This is a genomic window from Streptomyces sp. NPDC016640 (assembly GCF_043076215.1).
GTDB lineage: Bacteria > Actinomycetota > Actinomycetes > Streptomycetales > Streptomycetaceae > Streptomyces.
This window is the reverse complement of the sequence record NZ_JBIBRG010000012.1, coordinates 158124-170579: the sequence shown is the minus strand read 5'-3', so window position 1 is coordinate 170579 and position 12456 is coordinate 158124. Positions and strand designations below refer to the sequence as shown.

The window sequence follows — 12456 nt, the reverse complement described above, 5'->3', positions numbered from 1 at the left end:
GTCTCTTATGTTGGTCCTCGTAACAGACCGACGGTTCTTTAGGAGAACGCCATGAGCAGTGACTGGACCGAGCAGCACATCCCCGATCAGCACGGCCGGGTGGCGATCGTGACCGGCGCCAACACCGGACTGGGCTTCGAGACCGCCCGGATGCTCGCGGCGCGCGGGGCGGCGGTGGTCCTGGCCGTCCGCGACGTCGGGAAGGGCGAGCAGGCAGCCGCCCGCATCACCGGCGACGTCACCGTCCAGGCCCTCGACCTGACCTCCCTGGACTCGGTCCGGTCCGCGGCGGCCGACCTGCGCGCGGCCCACCCGCGCATCGACCTCCTGATCAACAACGCGGGCGTGATGTACACCCCGAAGCAGACCACCGCCGACGGCTTCGAGCTGCAGTTCGGCACCAACCACCTCGGCCACTTCGCCCTGACCGGCCTGCTGCTGGACCGGCTCCTGCCCGTCCCCGGCTCCCGCGTCGTGACGGTCAGCAGCACCGGTCACCGCATCCGGGCCGCCATCCACTTCGACGACCTGCAGTGGGAGCGCTCGTACAGCCGCGCCGCCGCCTACGGCCAGTCCAAACTCGCCAACCTGATGTTCACGTACGAACTGCAGCGCCGGCTCGCACCACACGGCACCACGGTCGCGGTGGCCGCCCATCCCGGCGTGTCCAACACCGAGCTCACCCGCAACACGCCCGCCGCGCTTCGCGTGCCCGTCACCTGGCTCGCGCCGCTGCTCACCCAGAAGGCCGAGATGGGCGCCCTGCCCACCCTGCGCGCCGCCACCGATCCGGCGGTCCGCGGCGGCCAGTACTACGGCCCCGGCAACCGGGGGGAGATCCGGGGCTACCCGAAGCTGGTCACTTCCAGCCCCGACTCCCACGACCAGGCCGTTCAGCGGCGCCTGTGGACCGTCTCCGAGGAACTCACCGGCGTGACGTTCCCCGTGCGGTGAAGCGGTGGCTCCACAGCGGAGGTGTCTCCCTGGGGCCGCAACCGGATCCGAACCGGTGCGCACCGCTTCGCAGGCGGTTCCCCGACCTGGAACGGGGGCTCAGGCCCCGCGGATGAACCCCCCCCCCCCCGATCGGTGGCCACGCCGAAAAGCCCACCGCCCCCGAATCACCGCCGGGCTGTGCGCCGACGCGGTGCGGCACGGGGCCGCCGCGACCCCGGGATCCGTCCGCCCGGGGATTCCGGAACACCGGTGGGCGGGCGGCGTCACGGGGGAGGATGACCGGCGTGACGGTTGAAGGCTCCTCCATCGACTCCACCAGGCCCAGCATCGCCCGCGTCTACGACTACCTGCTCGGCGGCAAGGACAACTACGCCGTGGACCGGGAGGTCGGCGACGTGTTCTTCCGTGACCTCCCCGGCTCGGTGGCCATCGCCTTCGCCAACCGCGCGGCCCTGACCCGGGCCGTCGCGCAGATCGTGAGGACCACCGGTGTGCGGCAGTTCATCGACCTGGGCAGTGGTCTGCCGACCGCCGACAACGTCCACCAGGTCGCGCAGCGGCACGCCCCGAAGTCCCGGATCGTGTACGTCGACCACGACCCCCAGGTGCTGGTCCACGGCTGTGCGCTGCTGGAGCAGAACGACCGGACCCGGGTCGTCCGGGCCGACGTACGCGACCCCGAAGGCGTCCGCACCCACCCGGACACCCTGGAACTGATCGACTTCGACCGCCCCGTCGCCGTCATCCTCAGCGCCATCCTCCACCACGTCAACGACGAGGAGGACCCGGCCGGAATCGTCCGCCACTGGCGCGACCACGTCCCCTCCGGGAGCCACTTCTTCGTCAGCCACTTCCGCTCCGGCGGCAACCCGGAGACCGAGGAGGCCGAGCGGGTCCTCCAGCGGACCTTCGGCCGCGGCCGGTGGCGCACCGACGAGGAGATCGCCTCCCTGCTGGACGGCCTGGAGGTCCTCGACCCCGGCATCGTCCCCGCACCCCTGTGGCGCCCCGACACGGCCCCCAGCCCGTGGAGCGCCGGCGGCGCGGAACGCGAACTCGGCGTCTGGGAACACCTCATCGCCGCCGGACTGGCCCGGAAGGCGTAGCGGGCCCGGCGGCGACGCTCGCCCGCCGGGGAACGGCGTCATGGGATCGCCCCTGCTCACGGGGCCCTGCTCACGGGGCCCCGCTCGAGCGAAGCCGAGAGCTCGGGGGAGCCTGCCGGGCGTCGCGGCAGGGGCGCGCGTCACCCACCGGGGCGCCGGCTCGGTCTTCGCCCCTCCTGCCGGGGCCGCGGCCTCTTCCCGTCGCCGCCCCGGCCGACGGCGGGGCGCGACGAACGCCTCCCCGCGCCCGCAGCCCTCGAGGAACGCGAGGCGCGGGTCCGCCGGGTCGGGGGCGATCCCGAGGATCCCGGCCGCCACGACGTCGTGACGGCCGTCGAACCCGGGTGCACCGAAACGGGCGGCGTTGTCACCCGAAAGCCCTCACCCCGTGCGATTCCACCCCCCTTCGCCCCTGTGCCGCATACCGTGGACCCGCCGCCCGAACACCCCCGGAACAGCGGAAAACGGCGGCGGCATGCGGGACACGGGAGATGGAGGAAGAACGGGATGACACAGGCCGCGGTGAGCGAGCTGGGCGAACGGGTGCCGGGGCGCCGGTGGACGGTGCGTCTGGACCCCGTCGGCCGAGGCGGCGCGCAGGTGCGCGTCTCATGCAGCCGCCCCGCCTGTGCCGAGCAACGTCTGCCCTCCGCGGCGGCAGGCCGTGCGGCCGCGGCCGCCCACCTCAAGGCCCACCTGCGCGCCGCCCCCGTCCCCAGGGCCGGGACCTACTGCGCGTGCCGGGCCGACGACTGCCGCACCCATCTGCCCGACACCGGCAGGCATGCGCGTAGCGAACCCTGGCGGTGCGGCGGGCCGGTCGTCCTGGCCGTGGTCACCGACCGGGCAGGGCGCTGGTGGCAGGCCCTGGAGTGCTGTTCGAGGTGCGCCGCCGCCACCCCCGGAGCACAGACCGCGGCCACCTCCCGGCCGTCCCCGCCCCGGACCGCCGACCGCCCGGCCCCCGCAGCGGCAGGCACAGGCGCGGGCGCGCCGCGGTTCTCCGACCAGCAGGTCGCCGCCCGGGCGGGGGTTCCGGCGCCCCGCCCCGTACCCGCGCGGCGCCGCCGCCCGCCGGAGGCGAGGATCGCCCAGCGTGTCATCCCGCGCGACCTGCGGCCCGTATCCCTGCGGGACGAACTCATCGACCTCGGTGACCTCTTCCGCGCCTACCAGAAGCGCGCCGAACCCGACCTGGCGCTGCTGGCCGACCTCCAGGAACGCAAGGCCCGCGCCTTCCTCACCTGGTCCGATGTCAGCTGCGACGTCACCCTGCGGCTGGAAGCCCAGCGCGCCGAGCAGGCCGCCGCCGTCATCCGGCGCCAGCACCGGCACCGCACCGGCGGCGTCACGGACGAAGACGGACCGGGCGTGGCGCGCCTGTTGACCGTGCCCACGCAGTGGGAGTACGCGCGCTCCGCCCTCGCGCATGCGGCCGGCCACACGCCGCTGCCCGGACCGGAAGCACGGCTGCTGGTGCTGATGCTGACCCTGCGCACCGCGCACACCGGCACCGGCAACCTCGTCGGCCAGGACCTCACCGGGCTGGGCCTGACCGATCCGGAGTACCTGGTCGGGGAGCTGACCGGCTGCGGCTGGCTGGACCTCCCCGGCACGGTCGGCGACCTGCTCGCCTCCCGGCCGGAGAACCCCACCCCGATCACCGTGCCCTCCCTGACGCCCGGCGCGGCGGCTCCCCTGACCTTCGGCAGGAAGACGCGGCCCAAGCTCTCCGGCTGGGCCCAGAGAGTCGTCTCGGACAAGAGGCTCCGCAAGGCGAAGGCACCCGCCGGCGCCCGCCTGCTCGCCCTGACGCTGGCCACGCGGACCGACACCTCGGGACACCTCGGCCCCGGCGGCGAGGGCATCGCCCTGAACGACCTCACCGGCCAGGTCCCGGTGGACGCCGACGAACTGCGTTCCTTGATCGACCAGTTGACCGCAGCCGACTGGCTCACCGACACCGCCCCCACCGACACCCACCTCACCGGCCGGCTGACCGAACGCGTCCTCCCGCTCACCTGTCCCCTCCTGGCGTGAGGTCCGGCACCGCTCCGGTTCCTGCCCCTCCGCCCCGGGCCCGGCATCGGCGTGCGTGACCGGGCTGCGCACCCGATCCTGCCGGGCCTCGTGCACAGCCCCCTCCCGTACAGGTGTCGCTGCTGGTGACACGCCCGGCGCGGCCACCACGCCGACGGCATGCACAGTCCTTCCCCCCAACGGCACCGGCAGGTCTCCCCCGGTCCCAGGGCCCCCACCGGGTTCGCGATGGTCCTCACCTCGCCCCCGCGAGGCGCCCGCCCGGCCCGGCTGTTCGTCGCGCACTGTCTGGAATCCTGGGGACATCCCCGCACCAGCGACGCCAACGAGACGCTGGCCCTCATCACCGCCGACCTGTGCGCCAACGCCGTACAGCACGGACGCGTTCCCGGCCGGGACTTCCACGTCCGGCCGGCCTCAGAGGAGGACGGCGGGCGGATGTCACGCAGCGTTCTCGTCCCCTGGTCCCCGCAGCGACGGCCTGGCGGGAAGCAGCCGACAACCGCCGACGATCTCCTGGGTAAGCTGCCCGTCGCCGCGGGAAGGCCGGGGCGACGGGGAAGGACGACGCATGGTGTGGGACGAGTGGGAACAGCTCAAGCAGGAAGCCGCTCAGCAGCACGAGCACGGTACGCAGATGCAGCTCAACCAGCTTCCGCCGGGTGACGGGCCGGGTCCGTCCACGTCCACGTCCACCAGCAGCGTCACCAAGGGTCTCCTCTCCAGCAAGAAGGCATGGAACAAGGCCGGGGAGGACATCGGCGGGCTGGGAGGCGACGTCGACAAGGCCGTGAGGAAACTGCAGGACGGGCAGCAGGGGTTGGGTGACGTGGCCGGATGTCTGTCGGCCGGGGCGCAGAAGGAGGTCTACGAGTCCTGGGCCTCCTACCTCAAGGGCGTCGATGACCGCTGCGACAGGGTCAAGAAGGTCTTCGAGCAGATCGGGCACGACCTGTTGATGACGGACGAGGCCGTACGGTCGGCGCTCGGCGCCATCGACACCCGGTTCGCGGACACGCCCGCCGTGGGCGGCCAGACCTCGGGGCGGTGACGGGCCGTCATGGACCTCGCGACCCTGAAGAGGCTGCAGCCCTCGGAGTTCAAGGAAGCCGCCGATGGTTACCGTGCCGCCGGTGACATGGCCGACACGGCCAAGGACCACATCGACCGGGTCGTCGTCCCGAGCATGCGCAAGTCCCTCAACGGTGAGGCACTGGAGGCGGCCGTCGGAGAGCTGAGGAAGCTTTCGGCCAACTTCCACTACTCGCAGATCGAATGCGGCCTGGTCAGCACGGCGCTCAACGGATTCGCACACGACCTGGACGCCGCTCGGAAGAAACTCCTGTCCGCGCTCGACGACGCGGAGGCATCGAAGTTCACCGTCGACGCGAACGGCAGCGTCACCTATCCGGAGGGCCCGCCGAAGGAGGGATCCGGGTCGCCGGCCAAGGGCGGCACGGTCGGCAGCCTCACCGATCCGACGGCTCAGGCCATGGCTCGCCAGGCCGCGAACGCCGATCCCAACCCCCACCGCGCCAGGGCCCTGGCCATCGCGGACCGCATCGCCCACGCCCTCCGGGAGGCGACGGAGGCCGACGCGAAGTGGGCACCGAAGATCCGCGCCCTGAAGGCCGACGACGACCTGACCGTGTCCCACGAGGACCTGAGGGACGCCCAGTCCGACATGGGCGGGGTCCGCGAGGCGGGCAAGGACTACCTGGCGTCCATCGGCGGACCGCCCAAGGACGCCACCCCTCAGCAGAACGCGGACTGGTGGAAGGGGCTCACCCCCGATGAGCGCGAGGCGTACCTCGCCACCGACCCCGAGCTCGTGGGAAGACTGGACGGCCTGCCCGCCGAGGTCAGGGACGAGGCGAACCGGGTGGTGTTCGAGGAGAAGCGCTCCGAGTACCAGCTCAGGCTCAACTCGCTCCCGAAGCCGCCCGCCAACGAGTGGACGTGGATCACGGCGGGCCCGTACCCGTCCAAGGTCCACACGGACGAATGGATGGCGTGGAACCGGCAGCACGGTGACGAGTACCGCCGCCTCACAGCCTCCCTCAAGGGCATGAACGCCATTCAGAGCCGCTTCGACGACACCGGCAAGGAAGGACTTCCCGAGGCCTACCTGCTCGGCTTCAGCCCGGAGGGGAACGGCAGGGCCATCGTCGCGACCGGCAATCCCGACACGGCCCAGCACCAGGCGGTGTACGTACCGGGCACCACCTCGAACCTGGAGAAGGTGGGGGGCGACATCAACCGGATGACCGAACTGTGGCGCCAGACCAACCAGACGTCACCGGACGCCTCCGTCTCGACCATCACCTGGCTCGGCTACGACGCGCCCCAGTCGATCGTCAAGGACGCCCCCTTCGAGCACTACGCCTACGACGGCGCACCCGCGTACCGGCAGTTCATGGACGGCCTCGAGGCTTCCCACTCCGGCCCCGGGGAACCGCACCGCACCGCCATCGGGCACTCGTACGGCACCACCCTCATCGGAGCCGCCGCCGAGACCGGCAACCTCAACGCCGACGACGTGATCCTCGCCGGAAGTCCCGGCGTCAAGGTCGGTCACGCCGACGAGATGGACGTTCCGAAGGGGCACGTCTGGAACCAGGAGGCCGACGACGACCCCGTGCCCGACATCGGCCGCTGGGGTCACGGCGGCAGCAACTGGAGTCTCGGCGGCGGCGTCTTCCTCATCCCCAGTGACGAGGAGGCCTTCGGCGCGAACCAGATGAACACGGGCCCGGAGGGTACCGGTCCCACGGGAACGACAGGCGCCACAGGCCACAGCCAGTACTGGGACCGGGGCACGACGGCGTTGAAGAACCAGGCGCTGGTCGTGGTCGGCAAGTACGGCTACGTGACCACTCCCGAATAGGACGGCAGGACGCTGTCGAGCGCCGTTCCTCCACCGCCCCACTAGACGAAGATCTTGGAATCCCATGTTCTACGGACCACGCCCCGCACCGGCCCCGCACCACCGGGGCGGTTCCCCCCTGACCCTGGCTCTCGTCCTGACCGGACTTCTCCTCAGTGGATGTGGCATGACCGACAACGACGGCAACGGCTCCCCCGGCGGCACCGCCGGCACTTCCCAGGAGCCCCGCGCGGGTCTTCCCGACGCGGGCACGGCGACGACGGAGGAGGCGGTCGCCGCCGTGAAGGAGGTGTCCAGCGAGCTCTACCGGTTCGCCGGCGTTCCCGGCAAGGCGTCCGAGCCCGGTCCCGGCGTCAAGGAGTGCGAGGGCAAGGACCCGGACACGTACTTCACCGTCTACCACCCCTGGAACTTCGCGCCGACGAAGCCCGGCGACATCGACGTGGCGATGGAGAACCTGAAGAAGAGGCTGAACGGGGGCGGCTGGGTGACCAAGCGGCTGTACCGCGACAACAGTCCCAACAAGGCGCTCAACCTGGTCGCCGACAACGACGCGAGGAAGGTCAGCGTCTGGATCGTCCAGTACTCCGAGGACGCGGCACCGAGTCTGGGGATCAACGTCACGTCCGGCTGCTACCGGGTGCCCGCAGGAGAGACGGTCGACCACTTCTGACACCGCGGGACGAGCCGGGCCCCCGGCGGCGCATGTGTCGTCCAGCGGTTCGCACTCGCGGTCACCGGTGTCCGCCGTGGCGGGCACCGCGACCGTCCGCCCCGTTCACACGGGGGCGCCTTTCGCGGGAGTCCGCGATCCGGCCGGGCGGGTAGCGATGTCCGAGGCGGGGGTACTTTCGACGCCGATCGTCACGGCGCCCTTGCCGACCGTCACGGCGTCGTGTACCGGGCGGTCGCGACAACCGTCCTGCCCGAAAGGTCCTCGTGAAGCCCACTCCGGCCGCCGCGCGGCTCCGCGGCGGTCTGACGCAGTACCTCACGACGACGTACGCGCCGACCGACGAGGACACGCGGCTCGCGCTGGAGCGGTTCCCCGGGGATCCGGGGACGGGCGTCTTCCGGGGCCCATCTGCGGATACGGACGCCGTTCCACCCCGCCGACGACGGGTGGCGGCCTCCGGCGTGAAGATCGGCCGGAATCTCGGTGAGCAGATGGCCAAAAAGATCCCGATCACGGTGATCCGGGCGATCACCAGGAAGGCCGGAACCCACCTCGTCGCGGAGTACGCAACCCGGCGCGCCGCGATCACGCTCGCCAAGGGGGTCCCGGTCCTGTGGACAGCGCGCGTCACCCTCGGTCGTACGACAACAGTCGATGGCCCCGACCGAAACGGTCGGGGCCATCGACTGAGCGATGTGTCCGAGGGGGGACTTGAACCCCCACGCCCGATAAAGGGCACTAGCACCTCAAGCTAGCGCGTCTGCCATTCCGCCACCCGGACAAGGTGTCCGCCGCCGTGCCGGGGTGCTCCCCGTGGCGACATGGACAACCATACCAAGCTTTCGCAGTGCCCTTCACCTGCGTTTTCCATGTCCCGGGTGGCGGGACGCCCGGTCCGTGTCCGGGTCAGCGGCGCCGCTTGCGCAGGGCCGCCAGGTTGTCGTAGCTGATCTTGGCCTCCCGCAGCGACTGCGCGGGGTCGGTGGCGCTCGGGGAGTTGTCGTCCTCGATCATCGGGTTGTGGTAATTGCGCTCGCCGACCCGTGAGAAGAACGTCGTGTAGTCGATGACGCCGGTGCCGAAGGGCACCATGTCGTAGCCCATGCCGTTGGTCGTGCTGACGACGCCGTCCTTGGCGTGGAACAGCGGGTAGCGCCGGTTGTTGCGGGCGACCAGGCCGGCCGGGTCGAAGACGTTCCTCCGGGTGGAGCCGTCGTGGGCGGTGTACGTGTGGAACTTGTACTGGGCCACGTGCGCCCAGAAGATGTCCATCTCCAGCCAGACGAGCTTCGGGTCGGTGACCTTCAGGAAGTACTCCAGCTTGCGGATGCCGGAGCTGCGGGTCGGCCGGCCCTGGTCGTCCAGCGGGCCGCCGTCGAGCAGGAAGCCGTAGGCGCCGTCGTGGTTGTGGGTGTAGAGCTTGATGCCCTCGCGCCGGGCGATCTCGCCGAGCGCGTTCCACTTGTCGGCGGCCACGTCCCAGTCGGCGCGGTGGGAGCTGCCCGTGGGGTCGCCGCCGGTGCCCATGTGCGCCATGCCGAGGATGTTGGCGATCTCCAGGTGTTTCTTGAAGGTGTCCAGGTCCGCCGTGCTCAGCGGCCAGGACGGCGGGATGAAGCCGTGGTTGCCCTGGGCGCGCAGACCGTACTCGTCGAGCCAGGAACGCAGCAGCCTGGCGCCCTCGACCGTCTCCAGGTCGGCACCGCCGGGCGCGTTCGCGTGCTGCCGGTAGCCCGCGAACTCCACCTGGCGGTAGCCGTGGCGGGCCAGCTGCTTGAACACCTCGCGGAAGCCGGAGGGCAGATCGGTGGCGAGGGGGTCGCGGCCGGTGGCGTCACGGACGGTGTAGAGGATGATGCCGCGCCGGTGCGGCGGGACGAGGACCTGTCCGCCGTGTCCGTGGTCGTGGTCTCCGCCGCGGTCCTGGGCCAGTGCGGGGGCGGCGCCGAAGACGGGGGCCGCGACGGCTCCGGCCGCCACGGCGGTGCAGGTGCTGAGGAACCGGCGCCGGTCCACGCCGAGGGTGCGGCGCAGTCCCTCGTCAGGGGCGGCGGAGGCGGTGGCGGCCTCGGTGCGGGAGGGGTCGGAGTACGGGGTCACGGGTGCCTGCCTTCTCGTCGTGGCCGGTCCCGGTGCCGCCGGGACCGGCCGTTGTCAGTGCCGTGTGTTTCACTCTCCGTAGCTGGATCTCGGCGGCCGTGCCTGGTGGTGGGTCAGCCGAGTCCGGCGAGCCGGAGCAGGAGTTGTTTGACATCGGTGGCCGCGACGCGGTCGCCGACGGCGCGGGGGGTGGAGCAGATGAGGAGCGGACCGTCGTCGTCGCTCGCGGGGAGGCGGCCGTGGCTGCCTCGAACAGGTGAGGGATCCAGCGGCACGACCGCCATGCGGTAGCGCATGCCGAGTTTCTTGCGCGCCAGCGCGGTGGCCGCCTTGACCTTGACGTAGGGGTCGAGGGGATCCATGAACAGTTCGACCGGGTCGTAGCCGGGTTTGCGGTGGATCTCGACGAGTTGCGCGAAGTCGGGCGCGCGGGCGTCGTCGAGCCAGTAGTAGTACGTGAACCAGGCGTCGGGTTCGGCGACGGCGACCAGTTCGCCGGCGCGCGGGTGGTCGAGGTGGTGGGTCTTCTTGCCCTCGTCGTCGAGGAGCTGCTCGATGCCGGGCAGTCCGTCCAGGGCGGCGCGGGTGGCGTCGAGGTCCTCGGGGCGGCGCACGTAGACGTGGGCGATCTGGTGGTCGGCGACCGCGAAGGCGCGGGAGGCCATCGGGTCCAGGTACTCCATGCCGTCCTGGGTGTGCACCTCGAGCAGGCCCGCGCGGCGCAGGGCGCGGTTGATGTCCACGGGCCGGTTCACCCGGGTGATGCCGTACTCGGACAGCACCACGACGGTACGGCCCTCGGCTCGGGCGTCGTCCAGGAGCGGGGCCAGGGCGGCGTCCAGGTCGGCGGCCGCCTTCAGGGAGCGCGGGTCGTCGGGCCCGAAGCGCTGCAGGTCGTAGTCGAGATGGGGGAGGTAGCACAGCGTCAGGTCGGGGTGGCGGGTCCGCATGACGTGACGGGTGGCGTCGATGATCCACTGGCTGGAGACGAGGTCGGCGCCGGGACCCCAGAAGTGGAACAGGGGGAACGTGCCGAGCTTCTCGGTGAGCTCGTCGTGCAGCGCCGGCGGACGGGTGTAGCAGTCGGGCTCCTTGCGCCCGTCGGCGTAGTAGACCGGGCGCGGGGTGACGGTGATGTCGGTGTCGGCGCCCATCGCGTACCACCAGCAGATGTTGGCGACCGTGTAGCCGGGGTGCGCGCGGCGGGCGGCGTCCCAGAGCTTGTCGCCGGAGACGAGTCCGTTGTGCTGCCGCCACAGCAGGACGTCGCCGAGTTCGCGGAAGTACCAGCCGTTGCCGACGATGCCGTGCTCCGAGGGCATGGTGCCGGTGAGGAAGGTGGACTGGGCGGCGCAGGTGACGGCGGGCAGGACGGTGCCGAGCGGGGCGCGGGAGCCGGACCGGCCGAGTGCCTCGAGGCGGGGCATGTGGTCGAGGAGGCGGGGGGTGAGGCCCACGACGTCGAGGACGAGCAGGGGGGTGGGGCCGGTGGCGGGTTCGGGGGCGTGCGCGGGGGTGTTCATGGGAGTTCCTTCAGGCCGAGGTCCGTGAGGAGGTCGCGGGCCAGGGCGAGTTCGGCGGCGATGCCGTCGGCGAGCCGGCCCCGGCCGCGGGGGCGCAGTCCGGGCGGCAGCGCCTGCCAGGTGTAGGTCTCGACCTCGAGGTGACGGGTGAGCGGCTGCGGGCCGCCGACGAGCCGGGTCAGGGCGGACTTCAGTACGGGCAGCGTCGAGGTGAGGGGGGCGGTGGGGGCCGCGTGCAGCGGGACGTGGAAGTGGGCGCGCCAGGGTGCCGCGTCGGGCAGGGTGTCGCCGGCCAGGGCCTCGCCGAGGTCGTCGGTGCCGCGCAGCCCGGCGGCGGTGGAGGTGCGGGTCTGGTGCAGGAAGCGGGGCTCGGCGAACGCCGACAGGGCCTCGCGGACCTCGGGGAGGTGGGGATGCTCCGCGTGCAGGGCGGCGGAGAGCTGGGACTTGACCACGGGCACACCGGCCCGGGCGAGGTCGTCCAGGGCGGTGTGCGGGTCTTCGAAGGAGGTGGCGAGGTGACAGGTGTCGACACAGATGCCGACGCGGTCGGAGGCGATCGCGGTGAGCGGGGCGATGGCGTCCCGGGTGGTCTCGACGACACAGCCGGGTTCCGGTTCCAGGGCGACGCGGATGGAGCGTCCGGTCAGTTCCTGGAGCGCGTCGAGGCGTTCGGCGAGGGTGCGCAGCGCGGTGCGGGCCGTGTCCGCGCGCCGCTCGTCGTAGGCGGTGCGCCAGGCGAGCGGGAGGGTGGAGATGGTGCCGTCGGCGACGTCGTCGGGGAGCAGTCCGGCGAGGACGCGGGCGAGGGCGGTGGTGTACTCCAGGCGCTCGGGATCGGCCCAGTCCGGCTTGTAGACCCGGTACTTGACCTCATCGGCGCCGAAGCCCTCGTAGGGGAAGCCGTTGAGGGTGACGACCTCGAGGCCGCGCCGGTCGAGTTCGCAGCGCAGTCCGCGCAGCGCGGACGGGTCGGTGACGAGGGCGTGCGCGGCGTCCTTGGCGAGCCACAGGCCGATGCCGAGCCGGTCGCGGCCGAGCCGGCGGCGGACCGGCTCGCAGTGGTCGCGGAGCTGGGCGAGGACGCCGTCCAGCGTTTCGGCGGGGTGGACGTTGGTGCAGTAGGCGAGGTGGACGGTCGAGCCGTCGGGGTGGCGGAAGCGCATG

The 12456-nt window shown here is 71.9% G+C and carries 9 protein-coding genes and 2 tRNA genes; 6 read left to right on the top strand and 5 right to left on the bottom strand.

The window, feature by feature from the left end; all coding sequences use genetic code 11:
- Positions 1–51: 51 nt before the first annotated feature.
- On the top strand, positions 52–954 hold the full coding sequence (locus ACF07S_RS24245) for an SDR family NAD(P)-dependent oxidoreductase (protein WP_391975073.1): 903 nt from the start codon (positions 52–54) through the stop codon (positions 952–954).
- A gap of 30 nt (positions 955–984) precedes the next feature.
- On the opposite strand, the gene ACF07S_RS24240 is transcribed toward ACF07S_RS24245, so the two are convergent.
- Positions 985–1062, bottom strand: a tRNA-Arg gene (locus ACF07S_RS24240).
- Between the two features lie 170 nt (positions 1063–1232).
- Between ACF07S_RS24240 and ACF07S_RS24235 the strand changes: the two genes are divergently transcribed.
- The 5 genes from ACF07S_RS24235 (at position 1233) to ACF07S_RS24215 (ending at position 7663) form a co-directional block, all read left to right on the top strand.
- Positions 1233–2063, top strand: coding sequence for an SAM-dependent methyltransferase (locus tag ACF07S_RS24235; RefSeq protein ID WP_391975072.1), 831 nt, complete (start codon positions 1233–1235; stop codon positions 2061–2063).
- A 507-nt stretch (positions 2064–2570) separates the two neighbouring features.
- Positions 2571–4103 carry a hypothetical protein gene (locus ACF07S_RS24230; RefSeq protein ID WP_391975071.1) on the top strand — a complete coding sequence of 511 codons (1533 nt, stop codon included), beginning with the start codon at positions 2571–2573 and terminating at the stop codon, positions 4101–4103.
- Positions 4104–4674: 571 nt separating this feature from the next.
- A complete protein-coding gene (locus ACF07S_RS24225) occupies positions 4675–5154 on the top strand; it encodes a hypothetical protein (protein ID WP_391975070.1) in 480 nt (159 codons plus the stop codon).
- A gap of 9 nt (positions 5155–5163) precedes the next feature.
- The gene (locus ACF07S_RS24220) at positions 5164–6990 is read left to right on the top strand and encodes an alpha/beta hydrolase (RefSeq protein ID WP_391975069.1); all 1827 of its coding nucleotides are present in this window, start codon (positions 5164–5166) and stop codon (positions 6988–6990) included.
- Between the two features lie 166 nt (positions 6991–7156).
- On the top strand, positions 7157–7663 hold the full coding sequence (locus ACF07S_RS24215) for a hypothetical protein (protein ID WP_391975068.1): 507 nt from the start codon (positions 7157–7159) through the stop codon (positions 7661–7663).
- 699 nt (positions 7664–8362) lie between these two features.
- Here ACF07S_RS24215 and ACF07S_RS24210 read toward each other — a convergent pair.
- From ACF07S_RS24210 to eboE, 4 genes are all read right to left on the bottom strand, one after another.
- Positions 8363–8447: transfer RNA gene (locus ACF07S_RS24210), tRNA-Leu, on the bottom strand.
- Between the two features lie 125 nt (positions 8448–8572).
- Positions 8573–9766, bottom strand: a complete 1194-nt coding sequence (locus ACF07S_RS24205) for a sugar phosphate isomerase/epimerase family protein (RefSeq protein ID WP_391975067.1) — start codon at positions 9764–9766, stop codon at positions 8573–8575.
- A 113-nt stretch (positions 9767–9879) separates the two neighbouring features.
- Entirely contained in the window at positions 9880–11289 is a 1410-nt protein-coding gene (locus ACF07S_RS24200; RefSeq protein WP_391965709.1) for an alkaline phosphatase family protein, read from the bottom strand.
- Positions 11286–12455 carry a metabolite traffic protein EboE gene (gene eboE, locus ACF07S_RS24195; protein ID WP_391965708.1) on the bottom strand — a complete coding sequence of 390 codons (1170 nt, stop codon included), beginning with the start codon at positions 12453–12455 and terminating at the stop codon, positions 11286–11288. Before eboE ends, ACF07S_RS24200 begins: the two co-directional genes overlap by 4 nt.
- Position 12456 lies beyond the last annotated feature (1 nt).

Bases quoted from the DNA above. Each gene is read 5' to 3' on its own strand.
- ACF07S_RS24245 (WP_391975073.1), top strand. From the start codon at position 52: ATGAGCAGTGACTGGACCGAGCAGCACATCCCCGATCAGCACGGCCGG.
- ACF07S_RS24235 (WP_391975072.1), top strand. From the start codon at position 1,233: ATGACCGGCGTGACGGTTGAAGGCTCCTCCATCGACTCCACCAGGCCC.
- ACF07S_RS24230 (WP_391975071.1), top strand. From the start codon at position 2,571: ATGACACAGGCCGCGGTGAGCGAGCTGGGCGAACGGGTGCCGGGGCGC.
- ACF07S_RS24225 (WP_391975070.1), top strand. From the start codon at position 4,675: ATGGTGTGGGACGAGTGGGAACAGCTCAAGCAGGAAGCCGCTCAGCAG.
- ACF07S_RS24220 (WP_391975069.1), top strand. From the start codon at position 5,164: ATGGACCTCGCGACCCTGAAGAGGCTGCAGCCCTCGGAGTTCAAGGAA.
- ACF07S_RS24215 (WP_391975068.1), top strand. From the start codon at position 7,157: ATGACCGACAACGACGGCAACGGCTCCCCCGGCGGCACCGCCGGCACT.
- ACF07S_RS24200 (WP_391965709.1), bottom strand. From the start codon at position 11,289: ATGAACACCCCCGCGCACGCCCCCGAACCCGCCACCGGCCCCACCCCC.
- eboE (WP_391965708.1), bottom strand. From the start codon at position 12,455: ATGCGCTTCCGCCACCCCGACGGCTCGACCGTCCACCTCGCCTACTGC.